General features: G+C 68.1%; 14 protein-coding genes. 5 read left to right on the forward strand and 9 right to left on the reverse strand.

Translation table 11 applies throughout. The features are described from left to right. Positions 1-4 precede the first annotated feature (4 nt). Entirely contained in the window at positions 5-778 is a 774-nt protein-coding gene (locus G6N32_RS13645) for a cutinase family protein (RefSeq protein ID WP_115320051.1), read from the reverse strand. 178 nt (positions 779-956) lie between these two features. Next, a complete protein-coding gene (locus G6N32_RS13650; RefSeq protein WP_115321161.1) occupies positions 957-1,880 on the reverse strand; it encodes a TIGR03564 family F420-dependent LLM class oxidoreductase in 924 nt (307 codons plus the stop codon). A 232-nt stretch (positions 1,881-2,112) separates the two neighbouring features. Here G6N32_RS13650 and G6N32_RS13655 point away from each other — a divergent pair, with 232 nt between their 5' ends. The 4 genes from G6N32_RS13655 (at position 2,113) to G6N32_RS13670 (ending at position 7,854) form a co-directional block, all read left to right on the forward strand. Beyond that, positions 2,113-4,359 (forward strand): MMPL family transporter, encoded by a 2,247-nt coding sequence (locus G6N32_RS13655; RefSeq protein WP_172507313.1) that lies wholly within the window; start codon positions 2,113-2,115, stop codon positions 4,357-4,359. 112 nt (positions 4,360-4,471) lie between these two features. Continuing rightward, entirely contained in the window at positions 4,472-5,587 is a 1,116-nt protein-coding gene (locus tag G6N32_RS13660) for a polyprenyl synthetase family protein (protein ID WP_115320053.1), read from the forward strand. Between the two features lie 36 nt (positions 5,588-5,623). After that, positions 5,624-6,571 carry a phytoene/squalene synthase family protein gene (locus tag G6N32_RS13665; RefSeq protein WP_115320054.1) on the forward strand — a complete coding sequence of 316 codons (948 nt, stop codon included), beginning with the start codon at positions 5,624-5,626 and terminating at the stop codon, positions 6,569-6,571. Between the two features lie 38 nt (positions 6,572-6,609). After that, complete coding sequence (locus G6N32_RS13670; RefSeq protein WP_115320055.1) at positions 6,610-7,854, forward strand: glycosyltransferase; 1,245 nt, start codon at positions 6,610-6,612, stop codon at positions 7,852-7,854. A 2-nt stretch (positions 7,855-7,856) separates the two neighbouring features. Here G6N32_RS13670 and G6N32_RS13675 read toward each other — a convergent pair whose 3' ends face one another. The 6 genes from G6N32_RS13675 to G6N32_RS13700 all read right to left on the reverse strand — a co-directional run bounded on the left by G6N32_RS13675 (position 7,857) and on the right by G6N32_RS13700 (position 14,289). Next, on the reverse strand, positions 7,857-8,897 hold the full coding sequence (locus tag G6N32_RS13675) for an alpha/beta fold hydrolase (RefSeq protein ID WP_115320056.1): 1,041 nt from the start codon (positions 8,895-8,897) through the stop codon (positions 7,857-7,859). Between the two features lie 21 nt (positions 8,898-8,918). Further along, complete coding sequence (locus G6N32_RS13680) at positions 8,919-9,659, reverse strand: hypothetical protein (protein WP_115320057.1); 741 nt, start codon at positions 9,657-9,659, stop codon at positions 8,919-8,921. Then, entirely contained in the window at positions 9,656-10,837 is a 1,182-nt protein-coding gene (locus tag G6N32_RS13685) for a zinc ribbon domain-containing protein (protein WP_115320058.1), read from the reverse strand. Before G6N32_RS13685 ends, G6N32_RS13680 begins: the two co-directional genes overlap by 4 nt. Further along, positions 10,834-12,447, reverse strand: coding sequence for a S53 family peptidase (locus G6N32_RS13690; protein ID WP_232077648.1), 1,614 nt, complete (start codon positions 12,445-12,447; stop codon positions 10,834-10,836). The genes G6N32_RS13685 and G6N32_RS13690 overlap by 4 nt, the downstream gene beginning before the upstream one ends. Positions 12,448-12,484: 37 nt before the next feature. Beyond that, positions 12,485-12,922: a hypothetical protein gene (locus tag G6N32_RS13695; protein ID WP_147292026.1), complete on the reverse strand. Its 438-nt coding sequence runs from the start codon at positions 12,920-12,922 to the stop codon at positions 12,485-12,487. Positions 12,923-13,014: 92 nt separating this feature from the next. Next, complete coding sequence (locus G6N32_RS13700; protein ID WP_115320061.1) at positions 13,015-14,289, reverse strand: S1C family serine protease; 1,275 nt, start codon at positions 14,287-14,289, stop codon at positions 13,015-13,017. Positions 14,290-14,576: 287 nt separating this feature from the next. Between G6N32_RS13700 and G6N32_RS13705 the strand changes: the two genes are divergently transcribed. Then, positions 14,577-15,197, forward strand: coding sequence for an FKBP-type peptidyl-prolyl cis-trans isomerase (locus tag G6N32_RS13705; RefSeq protein ID WP_410432754.1), 621 nt, complete (start codon positions 14,577-14,579; stop codon positions 15,195-15,197). 4 nt (positions 15,198-15,201) lie between these two features. Here the strand turns inward: G6N32_RS13705 and G6N32_RS13710 are convergent, their stop codons facing one another. Next, complete coding sequence (locus G6N32_RS13710) at positions 15,202-15,729, reverse strand: hypothetical protein (protein ID WP_115320063.1); 528 nt, start codon at positions 15,727-15,729, stop codon at positions 15,202-15,204. Positions 15,730-15,744 lie beyond the last annotated feature (15 nt).

Raw genomic sequence — 15,744 nt, forward strand, 5'->3', positions numbered from 1 at the left:
GGCGTCAGTTGGCCGCGTCGACCTGCGCTGCGGTCTGCACCAGCGTGGCCGAAGGCGCGGGGCCGCCGAGCTTGCCCACCACGAAGTCAGCGGCCTGATCGGCCATTCCGTTGGTCTTGTAGGAGCTATGGGCGCTGCGGTCCAGCCCGCCCGGGTAGCAGACCGGGTCGCCGGTGGCGCACAGCTGGACGGTCTTGCCTGCGTAGGCGCCGCCGATGGAGATCGGGGGCGCGTTGCGGTCGGCCAGGCCGAGGAACCAGTCGTCGGGTGTGCCGAACAACGCCACCGCGGCGACATGGGATGCAACGGACGCAGGCAGCGGTCCGGAGATGCTGGCGGGCAACGTGATTCCGGCCGGAACCGTACTCGACGTCGTGTAGCCGGCGACCGCCGCGCCCTGCGAGTAGCCGCCCAGCACGATCTTGGTCGACGGGCATTCGGTCGCGATCGACTGAATCTTGTTGGCCGCGTCGGCGACACCGTCGACAGCCTGCCCGAAGTTCAGCGACGCCGGATAGTTCACGCCGTACGCCTCGACCGTCTTACCCGGCAGCCGCGCGCTGAGCGCGTCGACGAACGCCTGGCCGGTGGCACCCACGCCGGGTGCCTCGAACGTACCCCGTGCGAAGACGACCTCGACTGCGGCGCACGAATCCTCGGCGGCGCTGGCGGTGGCGGCGGGACCGGCGAACAGACCGGCGACGACGGCCAACGACGCGAATGCCGCCAGAGCACCTGTCTTCGTGGCGTTCTTCATGCGGGCCAGTGGTGTGTTCATCGGTTCGTCCCCATCCTCGAGCGGCTTCTGCCTGCTACAAGCGGGGATGCCCTACCTGCGATTCCGCCGGTGTCAAGTGATCTATCTCACCGGGACAAAACCGGGACGGCGGGATGGCCGGCGCCGTGCTCGGCGTTGGCTATGCGGCTCACCGCCGTCCGCGGAATCGGCGCGGCGCCTACGCGTCGTAGGCGCGCAGCAGGGCGCGGGTCCGCGCCCGGCCCTCCGGTGAGGCATCGAACGTCGCTGCGACGTACTCGTCGACACCGGCGGCCGCCAGTTCGTCGAGGCGCCCGCGCACCGTGTCCTCGTCACCGATGATGGCGGCGTCCTGGGGACCGGCGTAGCCCTCCCGATCGAGCATCGCGCGGTACGACGGCAGGTGACCGTAGACGGCGAACTGTTCGGCCGCCTGCTTGCGGGCCTCGTCCACGTTGTCGGTGACGCTGATCGGAAGCGAGGCGGCGACGCGAACCGCGTCGGTGCGTCCGGCGCCCGCGGCGGCCTCACGCAATGCCGGCCCGACATGCTCGGCCAGTGTCTTCGGTCCGGTCATCCACGTGCAGGTTCCCGAGGTCCGCCGACCGGCGATCTTCAACAGCTGCGGACCGAGGGCGGCGATGTAGACCTCGGGCCGGGGCGCGCCGGAGATCATCAGCGCCCCGCGGGTGGTCACCGTCTCCCCTGCCGCGTCGGCGGGTTCACCGGCCAGCAGGGGTAACAGCCCGTCGAGATATTCGTTGAGCCGGCGTACCGGCCTGTCCCACGGGATTCCCCACATCCCTTCGGTGACCGCCTGATGGGTCATCCCCAACCCCAGCGTGAACCGGCCGCCCGAGGCGAGACTCAGGGTGAGGGCGCGTTGCGCCATCAGCATCGGATGCAGGTTCTGGATCGGCACCACTCCGCTGGCGACCTCGATGGTGTCGACCTCATGCAGGGCGATCGCGAGAACCTCGAAAAGATCTGGCTCGTAAGGCAATTGACTCATCCAGACCCGCTTGAAGCCCTCGTCGCGAAGCAGTGCCAGGTTGGCGATCGTCGCATCGATCGGTGAGTCGCTGCCCGATCCGCTGAGTTGGGAGAACATGCTTATCTGCATCACCAACACGCTCCTCTCACGTCACTGTCCGTCATCGTGCCGGCCCGCTGATCGACCCGATCCGCACCTCACTCTGCTGCACCGGGGCGGCCCACATCAAGCACGCCTGAGCAGGCTCGGCCAACCGTGACATCTCAGTGACGAACGCGTCAGTTCGGTTCCCAGGGTTGTCGATCTTCCACAAGCTGGTCGGTACATGGTCGCCTTCGGTCGGGAAGCGAGGTACTCCGCTGTGCTGCACCGGATGACCGTGCTGGCTCTGGCAGCACCAGGTCGGATCGTGGCGTGCGCGGTGTTCGTCATGATCGCGGCGGGTCTCTTCGGAGCTTCGGCGGCAGGCAATCTCAAGGCGGGTGGCTTCGTGGATCCCGATGCCGAATCCGCTCAGGCCACGCGCGTTCTGACCGACACGTTCGGTCAGGGTGACATGCAGTTGGTCTTCACCGTCACCGACCCGCAGGACGCCCAGAGCGGGGCTGCTCGCGCCGTCGGGACAGCCATCGCCGATCGTGCAGGCAAAGACCCTTCCGTGACGGCGGTGGCCTCGCCATGGACGACGCCGTCGGCGGTATCCGCATCGCTGATCAGCACGGACGGCCGCTCCGGGCTGGTCGTGGTGGGTCTTCGCGGCGGCGAGGACGCCGCACCAAGGCACGCGCAGCGCCTGGCCGACGCCGTCGCGGCCAGCCTGGACGGCAAGTACCCGCAGATCGACGTGATGGCGGGCGGCTCGGCGATGGTCTTCGCGCAGATCAACTCTCAGACCCAGCGCGACGTGGTGGTCATGGAGTCGATCGCCATACCCCTGACGTTTGTGGTGCTGATCTGGGTCTTCCGGGGTGTGTGGGCCGCACTGTTACCGATCTCGGTCGGCACGTTCTCGATCGTGGGCTCGCTGGCATTGCTCCGCGTCATCGCCTCGATCACCGACGTGTCGGTCTTCGCTCTGAGTCTCAGCGCGGCGCTGGGGCTCGCCCTGGCAGTGGACTACACCCTGCTGATCCTCAGCCGCTACCGCGACGAGATCGGCGCCGGGGCGCAACCGGACGCCGCCCTGCTCGCCACGATGGCGACGGCCGGGCGAACGGTGCTGTTCTCCGCGCTCACCGTGGCGATGTCGATGGCCGCGCTGGCGGTGTTTCCGCTGTACTTCCTCAAGTCGTTCGCCTATGCCGGTGTGGCGACCGTGGCGCTGTGTTCCCTTGCCGCCATGGTGATCACGCCGGCGGCGATCGTCCTGCTGGGCAGCCGGCTGACCGCACGGGACGCCGGCGGCAGACACCGGCGGGCCGACGACCGATTCTGGTATCGGACAACGCTGGTGATGACGCGGCGCGCCGGGATCGTCGCAGTGCTGGGCTCGGCCGCCTTGGTGACCCTGTGCCTGCCCTTCCTGGACGTCCGGTGGGGTCTGCCCGACGAACGGGTGCTGCCGAATTCGGCGTCGGCTCATCGGGTGGGCGACATGCTGCGGACCGATTTCACCGAGAACGCCGAAGGCGCGATCAAGGTCGTGGTGCCCGACGCCGCGGGGTTGTCGAGCCAGGACATCGACACCTACGCGATGGCCGTATCGCAGGTGCCCGGTGTCGCCGAGGTGAGCACGCCGACGGGTGTCTTCGCTGCCGGAGTGCGCGCGGGTCCGCCGGCGGGCATGGCCGCAGTACGTGACGGCTCGGCCTTCCTGACGGTCAGCACCACCGAGCCTGCGTTCTCCCCCGCCGCGGTCGACACCCTCCGCGGCGTCGAGGCGCTGCCGGGCCCCGGCGGCCGAGACATCTGGCTGACCGGCGCGACGCAAGTCGGACTGGACAGCGTGGCCGCGATCACCTCGAGGCTGCCGGTGGTGCTCGGCATCATCGCGGTGGTGATGTTCGCGGTGATGTTCGTCTTGACCGGAAGTGTGGTGCTGCCGGTCAAGTCACTGATCCTGACGCTGCTGTCGCTGACCGCGTCGTTCGGGGCGCTGGTCTGGGTGTTCCAGGAAGGCCATCTCGGCGCGCTGGGCACCACGGTCACCGGAACGCTGGTCGCCAATATGCCGATCCTGCTGTTCTGCATCGCGTTCGGGCTGTCGATGGACTACGAGGTCTTCATCGTCGCGCGCATCCGCGAATTCTGGCTGGCCAGCGATCGAACTCGACTCGCCAACGACGAGGCGGTGGCACAGGGTCTAGCCCACACCGGCCGGGTGGTCACTGCCGCCGCGGCGATCATGACGATTTCGTTCGGCGCGCTGTTCGCGGCGAAGGTGTCCTTCATGCGCATGTTCGGGGTGGGTCTGACCTTGGCGATCGTCCTCGATGCGACGGTCGTACGGATGATGCTTCTGCCCGCGTTCATGCACTTGCTGGGCCGGCACAACTGGTGGGCACCGGCCCCGATCGCCCGCTGGCATGCCCGTCTGACCGGTCATCCGACGTCGCCGGCCGCCCCGGTGAAAAAAGAACCCATCCATGGCGGCGTCGACTCCGAATGATGGATGCCATCGTTTGTCCCAGGAAGGACCATCGTTGCCCCAGCAAAGGCCATCGTTGCCCCAGGAAAGGATTGGGCCGTTGACCAGCGGTGACAGAGCCGGCACGCCACTCATGACGCACGTCGCCGGGCAATCGGGTGAGCACCGGGCACCGGGCAGCCCGTTGTCGGCCGAGTCGACCCGCCTGCTCGACGACGTGCGCGCCTCGGCCCGCGCCTACGTGGGCGACTTCGTGCGGACCGAGTGTGTGCCCCGCTTGGCGCACTCGGGGGTCGATATCGCCGGTGAGGTGCTGGCCGACTTCGTGGACGGCGGCAAGTATCTGCGCTCGACGTTCATGTATCTGGGCTGGTTGTCGGGTGCCGGGGCCAGCGAGGCCGCACTGCGCGCATCGGCCAGCCTGGAGTTGCTCCACGCATTCGCGCTCATCCAGGATGACGTGATGGACGGTTCGGTGATGCGCCGTGCCAAGCCGTCGGTCCACGTGCGATTGCGGCAATGGCATCGCGACCGCTCCCTGGGCGGGCCCGCGGACCGTTTCGGCGAGTCGGCGGCGACACTGCTGGCCGACCTGTGCCTGGTGTGGGCCGAGCAGATGCTGCGCCGCAGCGGGGTCGATGCCGATGCCCTGGCCAGGGTCTGGCCGCGCTACGACGACATGCGGGTTGAGCTGGCCGTCGGGCAGTTCGCAGACCTGGTGGGTGGTTCCGGGGGCCTGCCGACGTTGGATGCCGTGCTCGACATGCTGTGCCGCAAATCGGGGAACTACACCGTGCGGCGACCTCTGGAGCTCGGCGCGGAGATGGCCGGGTGCGATGCCACGGTCCTCGATGCGCTGTCGGGATACGGCGCGACCATCGGCGAGGCCTTCCAGCTGCGCGACGACGTGCTGGGTGTCTTCGGCTCCCCCGCGGTGACCGGGAAATCGGCGTGCACCGACATGGAGTCGCACAAGGCAACCAGTGTGCTGGTGGCGGCCCACGAGCTGGCTGACCCGCAGGTGCGATCGCAGCTCGACGAGTTGCGAGCTCTCCCCGAACTGGATGATGACGCTGTCGAGCGCTGGCGTTCCTTGGTGCGTGCCAGCGGTGCAGTGCACTGGGTCGAGGACCGGATTGTCCAATTACGTACCCGGGCGCTGAATCTGCTTGACAGCGTCCAGATTCCGGAGCAGCCGCGCAGCGCGCTGACCGGCATGGCGCATGCGTGCACGGTGCGGGTGGCCTGATGTGCGACGACCGACCGAAGCCGCGGTGAGACGCCCATGATCGGCTCCGAACTCGACGCCGCCGGTGTGCACCAGCCCGCACTGCGGGAGGCCTATCGGCAGTGCCGCGTGCTCAACGCCCGCCACGGCAAGACCTTTTTCCTGGCCACCCGGCTGCTTGCCCCCTACCAACGTCCTGCGGTGCACGCGCTGTACGCCTTCGCTCGTCGCGCCGACGACATCCTCGACGATCGCGACACCGGCCTGAGTCCGGACCAGCGCACCTCGGAGCTCACCGCGCTGTCGAACAAACTGTTCACCGGTCTGGTCGACCACGAACCGTGCGACGACGACCCGATCCTGGCGGCAGTGGTCGACACGGCACGGCGATACGAGATCGGCTGGGAGTTGTTCGACGACTTCTTGGCCTCCATGCGGATGGACCTCACCGTCACCGACTATCCGGATCGCAGCGCGCTGGAGCGCTACATGTACGGCTCAGCCGAGGTCATCGGCTTCCAGACCTTGCCGATCCTGGGAACCGTCGCGCCACGCGAGGAGGCCGCGCCCTACGCCGCGGCTCTGGGAAAAGCCTTTCAGCTGACCAACTTCCTGCGTGATGTCGACGAGGACCTTGCTCGTGGCCGGGTATATCTGCCCGCCGACGAGCTGGCCGCGCATGGCGTCGACCGCGACCTGCTGTCGTGGTGTCAAGCGCACCGGCGAACCGATGCGCGGGTACGTTCGGCGCTGATGGAACAACATGCGCTCACCCGCGCCGTGTACGCGCAAGCCCAGCCGGGAATCGCAATGCTGGCACCGATTTCGCGTCCCTGTGTCGAAACCGCGCTGACCCTGTACGCCAAAATCCTGTCCCGCATCGAAGCGCTGGACTTCGAGATCTTCACGCAGCGGGCCACTGTGGGCACCCCACAGCGTGTCGTTGTCGCCGCCGGCGGCCTCGGACGGGCCTGGGCCGCCCGCATCCGAGACAGGAGCCGTTGAGTGGGCTGCCGTTTCGCCCCAACCCGCCCCGAGCCGCGATGGCGGTAGTACTGGCCTACACCGCACCCGCGCTGGGCCACCTCTTCCCGTTCTGCGCGCTGCTGACCGAGCTCGCGTCGCGCGGTCACCGGGTGCACGTGCGCACCCTCGCCGCGGGAGTGGAGCTGTGCCGCGAGTTGGGCTTCGCGGCCGAGGCCGTCGATCCGCGCATCGAGGCGCTTCAGAGCGCGGGCCCGCCCGCCGGCGGCGTGCTGCGTTCGGCAGGCAACACCGTGCGCGTGTTGGGCCAGTGCGCACAATACGAAGTCGACGACTTCCGAGATGCCGTCACCGAGGTCGGGCCCGATATCTGCGTGATCGACGCCAACAGCTGGGGAGCCCAGTCAGCCGCCGAAACGATGCCGGGACCATGGGTGGTGCTCAGTCCGTTCATCCCTTACCTGAGGTCCCCCGGCTCCGCTCCGTTCGGCGCCGGCGTCGCTCCCCGCCCCGGCCCGATCGGCCTCGTGCGCGACTGGGGCATACAGCTGGTCACCAGCGTCGTGTTCGATCTGCCGTTCAGGTCCGAAATATCGCCGGTGCGAAAGCGTTTGGGGCTGCCGAAAGTACGTAGCGCCGGCCAGCTCCTGCGACGGGCCCCGGCGCTGCTGATTGCGACCGGGAAGCCGTTCGAGTACCGGCACACCGACTGGGGCCCGAACGTGGAGCTCATGGGTCCGGCCGCGTTCGACCCACCACGCACCGGCGACGAATCGTGGCTCGACGAGATCGAGGCCCCCATCGTGCTGGTGACAACGTCGTCGTTGGCCCAAGCCGACAACGAACTCGTCGGCACCGCCATCGACGCACTCGAAGGGCTGCCGGTGCACGTGGTGGCAACACTGCCCGGCGGGGGCAACGTCGATGTGCGGCAACGTCCCGGAGCCACCCTGTCCCGCTTCACCTCGCACTCGGCGATCCTGGATCGCACGGTGTGCGTCATCACCCACGGCGGGATGGGCATCACGCAAAAGGCGTTGGCCCGTGGAATCCCGGTCTGTGTGGTGCCTTTCGGGCGCGACCAGTTCGAAGTGGCGCGCCGGGTCGAAATCGCGCGATGCGGGACGCGCTTACCGGCCCGCCGGCTCACCAGAGCGCGCCTGCGCGCCGCGGTCGAAGAGGCGATGACGATGGCTGAGGGTGCGGCCGCGGTGGCAGCCGGGTTCGAGGCCACCGGCGGGGTGCGTCGCGGCGCCGACCGCGTGGAGGGCCTGCTGCAGAAATGGCCGCTGCGAACGCCGTGACGCTAGACCAGCCCGAGGCGGGCTGCCTGCGCGACCGCGGCCGTCCGGGACGTCGCCCCCAGCTTGCGGCGAATGTTCGCGACGTGCCGGTGCACGGTATGCGGGCTCAGCTGGAGCTGCTCGGCGATCTCGCGATCCCCGAGACCGTGTGCGACACAACCGAGAACCTCGCGTTCCCGCTCGGACAGCAGCACAGACTCGCGGTCGGCAACGGGTTGCGCCGTCTGGTCGGAGAGCAGACCCTGACGGCAGGCGCGGATGACGGACTCGATGTCACCGTGCCAGGGAAAGTGCGATTGCCCTTGCAGCGGAATGAATTTCGCGCCACGGATGGCGGCTGCGACCTCTCGTCCGAGCCGGTACGGGACCGCGCGGTCATCACGCCGATGCACCACCGTCGTCGGCTGACGCACCAGCGGAAGGTGTTCGCGGATATCGAATCGGTAGACCAGGCTCAGCAGTTCGGCGGCGGTGTCCGCGGACGCCGACTCACGTTGCAGCCGCGCGAAACGCTCATGCTCGGCCGCCTCGGCACTGCCGAGAAAGATGTCGCTCAGCATCCGCGACCCGAGCCCCCAGTGGGCGCGCACCGCCGCCACGATCGCGTCGCCAACCCCCGGGGCCGTCAGCTCTTCCCCGTGCGGGTACGACCCGTACAACACCAGCCGCTCCACGCGATCCGGGAACGCGGCGGCGAAGGCCGTGGCGGTACAGCTGCCCGACGAACCGCCGATCAGCGACACCCGATCGAGCCCGAGCTCATCGAGCAACGCACGCAACGCCGTGACCTCGCCGTCGAGACTGAGATCGGCCCGGCGCACCGCGCGGTCCGACATTCCGACCCCGAGCCGGTCATAGCGAATCAGGGTGTACCCGTCCGCGACGCCCTCCCAGAACCGCCGGACACCGGGGTTCTGCCAATCCAGTTCGAGGTGGCTCACCCACCACGCGGGCGCCACCAGCGGCGGACCGTCGCCGCGCACCTCGTACGCCAGACGCCGCTCGCCGACCGGCAGGAAGCGAATCTCGGATTTCTCGAGCATCGCCGGTGAGCTTACGACGCCTTATCGGGGCGGATCACCCTTCCACAAGAAGCTGTTGACGTACTTGCCGAGATCCTGCGCCAGTTCCAGATTCGCGCCCGACGGCACGCCGGGCCCGTTGCCCGGTGCGAACTTACGGTAGGGCCCGATGGCGGCACCGACCAGCGCGAGATCGTTCTTCACCGCCGCCATCACGACGATCCTCGTGCGGGACCCCGCTGCGCCGCCCTGCGGATAGACGTCGAGCACTTCACCGAAACCGAGCTGGTAACCGACCGTCGAGTTGGGCAGGACATAGGCCACCGTTGCGTCGGGCTGCTTGTCCTTGAGGAGATCGTCGATCACCTCCTCGGCGGAACGGCCCTGGGCCGGGACCCCGAACAGCTCCATCGCCCCGCCGTCGCCGCCGGTGTACGTCGCCGAGACGCCGTCGTCCTGCATCGTGACCTTGTACGCCGTGCCCTCCGCCGGATAGGACACCGAGAACTCGCCGTCGGAAGACACGAAACGCGGACTCGCCTGAACCGGCACACCCGTCGGCGGCCGCCCGCAATCGGGTGGACACGCGTAACGCACAGACGGGCCACCGGCTACCGCCCAGGCCGCCGTCGAGGCCCCGACCAGTACCCCCAGCGTGACGACCAGTGGCACGAGCATCCGTCGCAACGGGGTGAACCGTTGCGGCCCAGCGGTATACGCACCCGGCTCCACGGCGTAACCGGGATAGAGTTCCGATGTCTGTGGCGCGGTCGGCGCACTCATGATTCTGCCGTCGCAATCTGGCGCTGCGGGCGGTCTTGTCGACGCTGCGCCCGGGAGGTCTGCGAAGCCGCCTGTGCGGCGACGCCGCAGGCTGGGCAGAACGTGGTGTCGGGTACCACGTGCTGACACCACACACAGAGAATCGGAAGCGCCGGATAGGTCTCGACGTCCTCGTCCCGCAACATGGTGACCTGCAGCGCCAGTCGCAAAGCGATCACCGCTGCGACCGCGAACACGATGTGCACGCAGAATTGCAGGTAGGGCGGCAGCCGGTAGGCCTGGGCCAGGCCGACGCAGGCGTAGGCCGCCGCGCCGATGATCAACCCGACACCGCCGACCGCCACCGTGCGCAGATTGCGGCGGTTGACGTACCACAGCCATGCTCCGATGAGGGCGCTGAGCGACAGGCCCGTCAACGGCTCCCCGATTCCTCGCACCCCGGCTTGGAGCAGGAGGTCCTCGACGGGCAGATCGCCGGTCACCGCGCTGTCCCCGAACTGCGGGATCATTCTGATCACGTTGGTGGCGAGCAGGAACATCGCGCCGCCCAGCAGGCCGATTACGGCGCCGTGCAACGACTCTCGCACCGGAGGCCGCAGCAACCGGACGACGATCACCGGTAATTGCATCGCCAGCAAGCCGCCGAAGGGAATGATCACCGCGTCGCGCAGCAGACGTGCGGTGGGGACCTGCGCGCCCAGCCCGAGACTGTAGGACTCGGCCACGATGGCGCCGGTCAAGGTCGCCCACGCCACCCCAACCGCAGCCCCCAGGACGGCGGTCAGAACCCATACCCAGGCAGGCAGGTCGGTCAACAGCCGGGACTCGATCAGATAGATCGCGATCAGCGTGGGCGGCGCGAAAATGGCCAGCGCCAGCATCGGGACGTACCACTGCAGCACGCAGAACGCGACGAGCACGGCCAGCAGAAGCCCGAGTGCGAACCGGAACGCGACCCGGGAGCGACTCGGCAGGTGCGGGAACATCGAGCTCACGATCGCCGGCTGGAGCACGTTCTCGCCCGGCGCGGCGGCGAAGTCGCTCACCCGCAGCCGGCTGGGACGCTTGTCCGAAGCCACCGAGAGGTGTGCGCCGCAACGCACACAGAACCGGCCCGCGGGGACGTCATGGGCGCAGCCCGGGCACGGCATCGTCGCGATGTCTGGATGATCGGTCATCGCGGGGACCGTTGCACGTCGAGGATGTCGCGCACCATGTTGTCGACGTCGGGACTGCCCAGGCCGGTGACCATGTCGTAGCCCGGCTGTGAAATCGCGACAGCGTTGGTGCCCAACGTGATGTCGTGGAATGCCGGCCGGGCAGCGCCGGCTTTCAGCCGGTAGAGCATCGGATTGAGCTCACCGACCGGCCGCCCGCCGTTGGCGACCAGGAACTGATTCATCACCGCGGCGATACCGGCCCAGATCGGTGCGGATTGCGACGTGCCACCCCCGACCACCAGCTGCTGGTTCTGCACGATGACCGCACCGGTCGAGTTGTCGGCCACCGCCGAGACATCGGGTGTCAGCCGGCGAACGGTGTTGGTCGTCGTGGTCACAGCGGCCTGCCACGGCGGCCGGTCGAAGAGGTTGGACACCCCACCACCACTCCCCTGCGTCAACGGACCGTCGCTCCAGGCTTGTTCACCCAGCCACCGGTAGTTCTCGTCGGTGGACAGCGTGGTCCCACCTACGCTGGTCACCTCGGGTAGCGACGCGACGGCATCGAGCCCCACGTCGGCGGGTCCGGGTGGCGCCGACCAGTCATGGCCGCGTTTGCATTCCAGGCCGGCCAGATCTCCGCTCGCGTCGAACACCGTGGTGCCGTGGGCAAGTGCGGTCGAGATCGCACCACGGATCGGGGCCAGGTCGGCCGCGGTGATCAGCCTGTCGCAGCCCCAGCCGATGGACAGACTCCACACCGCCCCGGGGAACTGCCGGTCCACCGACTGCATCAGCTCGGCGATCTTGACGTAGGTGCTACCACCGGCGACCGTCGTCCTGGCGTTCACCAGCACTTTGCGTGCATCGGGTGCGATCGCGTGGGCGACTTGCAGATCCATCGTCGATTCGCCGCTGCGTTGCTCGGGCACGCCGCCGACGACCTCGGGAACCAGCCGGGGCAAACCGTAGGTGGCGGTGAACATGTCCAGGTCGGCCTGGTCGAATCCGTCGAATCCGAAGACCGCGATGGTGCCACCCCTGCCGGTGTAGCCGGCCTCGGTCAGCGGGCGCACGTTGTAGGTCGTCCGCAGGGAGTCGGGCGGCAGGCTGTGGTCGGGCACGTCCAGCGGCCGGAACGACGGGCTGTTGGAGTGGTAGGGCGAGTAGCTGAGGATCCGCCCGAGACCAGTCACCTTGTCACGCAACGATGCCGGGACCGCGGGCTGCTGAGGCGAGGCGTAGAACACCTGGCCGGCCTTCGCGCGGAAGTCGTGGACGACCACGTGGAACGCGGCCGCGACACGAGCGGGTGGGCCGCTGATCACCGCCCAGCGCGCTCCGGGCTGCCACCGGACCGACAGGCCGTTGGCCGTGGCCCACGCGTCGAGCCGGTCGGGGCGTTGCGCGTCAGGCAGCTCCGCGGTCAGCTCGACGCTGCGCGCCTGCGAGTCGCCCAGATTCGTCGCCCCCGCGAGCAGCAACGCGAACGGGCCCGAAATCAGCTGCGGGAGCCCGGAGTCCGAATGCGGTCGGAACGCGATCGCCGCGACGACCACTGCACCGGCGACCAACAGGACGAGTGGCACCCGCAGTGCGCGCACAGCGACCTGTGCTCCCCTCGACACCCCGCCAAGTTAGCGCATGGGGCAAATAAATGGCGAGCTATCCGGTCAGGCAGCCGAGCTGGTACAGCGCAGCGGGGATCGTCGCGTCCGCGGGAGCGGGCGTGGTCGAGGCGTTGGTGCCGCAGACCTTCTGCTTGTCCTGGCTGACCCACTGGCCGCCGTGCTGCGCGAACACCAGCGTGCTCGGGGCACCCATGTCCGGATTGGCCGTGCTGGACCAGAGCCCGCTGGTGACCGCCCAACCGTCGGCGCATGCCACGTTGTCGATCCGGTAGATGTTGTCCTTGCTCACGGCATGGACGGCCGCGGTGGCCGCGTCGGCGAACGCTGCCTTGTCGCAACCGGCCGCAGCGGCAGTACGTGTACTCGTGGTGCCCGACGGTGCGGGCGAACCCGACGACGAGCATCCGGACAGACCGATGATCGTCAGCCCAACCAGCGCGACGACGCCCAGTCGACGGGCGGTGTGGTTCATCATCGGTCTCCCCCAGTGCCGAAATGGACTGCCAAAAATGGACGGTGGCCATCAGACAATAGCCACCGTCCATTTCGAGATGGGTTGTGCTGCTAGGACTGAATCTGTCCGAGGGTGACCTGCACGGTGCGTGACGCGCCCGACGGGTCGTTGTAGGTCAGCGTGACGTTGTCGCCAGGCGCCTTGGAATGGATGGCCGCGACGAGCGCCTCCGGGCCGTCGATCACCTTGTTGTCGACCTTGGTGATCACCGCACCCTTCGACATGCCTGCCGCTGCGGCCGGGCTTCCGTCGGCGACACCGGCGACCAGTGCACCGCGTGCGCTGTCGTCGGAGCTGAGCTGAACACCGAGCGAGGCTCGCTGCACCGTTCCGGTCGAAATCAGTTCGTCAGCAATGCGTTTCGCTTGGTCAACCGGAATCGCGAAGCCAAGCCCGATTGATCCGCTCTGCGCCGCCTGCGAATCCTGGCCGCTGCCAAGGGAAGCGATCGCAGAGTTGACGCCGATCAGTTCGCCGTTCATGTTCACCAGCGCGCCACCGGAGTTACCGGGGTTGATCGCCGCATCGGTCTGGATGGCGCTCATGACCGAATGCTGGCCGGACTGCTCGTCGCCGGTGGCGACGGGACGGTCCAGCGCGCTGATGATGCCCGTCGTCACGGTGCCCTGCAGACCCAGCGGCGAGCCGATCGCGACAACGTTCTGGCCGACCTTCAGATCCTTCGAGGATCCGATCGTGATCGGGGTCAGGCCCGAAACGTTCTGAGCCCGAACCACCGCGATGTCGTCGGCGGGGTCAGCGCCCACGACCGTGAACGGCACGGTCCGGCCGTCGGAGAACGTGACCGTCGCCGCAATCCCTCCGCCGCTCTGGCCGAACGGCCGGCCGCCGCGTCCGCCGGGGAACTGACCGTCCGGCCCGTCCTCGACTGCCATCGGCCCGCTACCCGCGCCCTGGGCAGCGGCAGCCACGACGTGATTGTTGGTCAAGATCAGCCCGTCGGAGCTCAGGATGATTCCGGACCCCTCCTCACTGCCTTGACCAGTGGAGATCTGCAGCTTCACGACACTGGGCAGCACCTTGTCCGAGACCTGCTCGACCGACCCGACGGGTGCCGCGCTGGCCGGCTGGCCGGCGACGGCGGGGTTCTTCGGCGCCCCGGGTACGAGTTGCCCCTGTGCGGTAGCCGTCGGGCGCCCGGCATGGTCGACCACGGCGACCGCCCCGGCGGCGCCGGCAATCATCGCGACCACGGCCGTACCGCCGACCAACACACCCACCCGCGACCTCATCCGTTGCCGGGGATTTTGCTGTGATGCAGATCTCCCATCCCGGGGCCGGGCCACGTACGGTGGCGGATACATCTGCGTGGTGTCGGCGTCGCCGTAACCATATTGATATCCACCGGGGCGCCACTGCCCTGAATTAGAATGTTCCACAGAATCTTTCGGCTGCCACCGGTAGTGGCTTTCCTGGGGCGACTGTTGTGACCTGTAGTCCATTGCGTTGCGTTTCGCTTTCTCGTGACAAGAACCATCTGCGCCTCAAGGCGCCTGAAAGCAGTTTGCCTACGCCATCTGAGGCTTTGCTGAGAAAGAGTTCGGTGTGAGCCAAGACTTTCGCCGAGTCAATCCGCTGTAGCGTGACGAGCGTGAACTTCTCCCGCCTGCCCTCTGTTGTTGCGTTCGGTGCCTGCACTGCCGCGTTTGCCGTGACCCTTGCGGCCTGCGGCTCGGACACCACCCCGTCGGCGAGCAAGTCGTCTACCGCCCCTGCGGTCTCGGCCACCGTCACCCAGGCGGCAGGCCCGGATACGACATGCCCGACTACACCCCCGGCAGGCGCGGGCACTCCGGAGTGGACGTTGTCCGGCGCGACCGGCAGTGTCGCTGTCACCGGCTCGACGGACACCGCGGCCCCGGTCGTCACGGTGACCGCTCCCTTCAGCGTGAACGCGACCGAGGTGCACACGCTGCAAGCAGGTACCGGACCCGTCGTCGCACCGACGGCCACCGTCTCGGTCTGCTACGAGGGTGTCAACGGCCGCGACGGCAGCGTCTTCGACAGCAGCTACCAACGGGGCGAGCCGGCCGAATTCTCGCTCGACGGCGTGGTTCCCGGCTTCCAGAAGGCGATCGCGGGCCAGAAGGTCGGATCGACCGTCGCGGTCGCGATGGTGAGCGCCGACGGCTACCCGCAGGGCCAGCCGCGGGCCGGCATCCTGCCGGGCGACACGCTGGTCTTCGCCATCAAGATCCTCAGCGCCTCGTAGTCCACTACGGCGTACAGGTGCTCTGTAGGCCGTTCACGAGGGCGTAGATGTCGTCCTTCTTCTGGTCGGCGTAGTCGATCGCGGTCCAGGTCGAGGGCTGTGGCCAGGCGTTGGACACCGTCGGGCCGTAGTTTCCGTAGCCATCCCCGTACCCGTACCCCGGGGACACCACGAACAGCGCGCCCACGGCGTCTCGCACGTCGTCGCTGGCCCGGCGCAGGTCGACCAGGGCGGGAGCCAGGCCCGGCACAATGCCTGGGCCGTTGACGTCTTCCATGTAGTGCACGCCGTGGCTGATCATCGCGAGCTTGACGTTGGTGTCGCGCTGTTGCGCGGCTCCGCTGGCATAGGGCGAGCTGATCACGATCCGCACTCCGCCGATACCGGCGTTGATGTCGTTGTCGAGGCTCTCGCGGACCTGGTCGAGCACCCTGCAGGGCACCCGGGCGGGATCGGCGGCGACCGGGGGCGACGCGATGGTCGAGGTGCAGGTAACGAGCGCCACGACCGCAATAAGTTGGGTTTGCTTCATAGTCCACCTACATAC

Source organism: Mycolicibacterium aichiense (genome assembly GCF_010726245.1).
GTDB classification, from domain to species: Bacteria; Actinomycetota; Actinomycetes; order Mycobacteriales; family Mycobacteriaceae; genus Mycobacterium; species Mycobacterium aichiense.

Bases quoted from the DNA above. Each gene is read 5' to 3' on its own strand.
- G6N32_RS13680 (WP_115320057.1), bottom strand. From the start codon at position 9,659: ATGAGTGCGCCGACCGCGCCACAGACATCGGAACTCTATCCCGGTTAC.
- G6N32_RS13700 (WP_115320061.1), bottom strand. From the start codon at position 14,289: ATGTATCCGCCACCGTACGTGGCCCGGCCCCGGGATGGGAGATCTGCA.
- G6N32_RS13665 (WP_115320054.1), top strand. From the start codon at position 5,624: ATGATCGGCTCCGAACTCGACGCCGCCGGTGTGCACCAGCCCGCACTG.
- G6N32_RS13645 (WP_115320051.1), bottom strand. From the start codon at position 778: ATGAACACACCACTGGCCCGCATGAAGAACGCCACGAAGACAGGTGCT.
- G6N32_RS13650 (WP_115321161.1), bottom strand. From the start codon at position 1,880: ATGCAGATAAGCATGTTCTCCCAACTCAGCGGATCGGGCAGCGACTCA.
- G6N32_RS13710 (WP_115320063.1), bottom strand. From the start codon at position 15,729: ATGAAGCAAACCCAACTTATTGCGGTCGTGGCGCTCGTTACCTGCACC.
- G6N32_RS13660 (WP_115320053.1), top strand. From the start codon at position 4,472: ATGACGCACGTCGCCGGGCAATCGGGTGAGCACCGGGCACCGGGCAGC.
- G6N32_RS13670 (WP_115320055.1), top strand. From the start codon at position 6,610: ATGGCGGTAGTACTGGCCTACACCGCACCCGCGCTGGGCCACCTCTTC.
- G6N32_RS13695 (WP_147292026.1), bottom strand. From the start codon at position 12,922: ATGAACCACACCGCCCGTCGACTGGGCGTCGTCGCGCTGGTTGGGCTG.
- G6N32_RS13675 (WP_115320056.1), bottom strand. From the start codon at position 8,897: ATGCTCGAGAAATCCGAGATTCGCTTCCTGCCGGTCGGCGAGCGGCGT.
- G6N32_RS13685 (WP_115320058.1), bottom strand. From the start codon at position 10,837: ATGACCGATCATCCAGACATCGCGACGATGCCGTGCCCGGGCTGCGCC.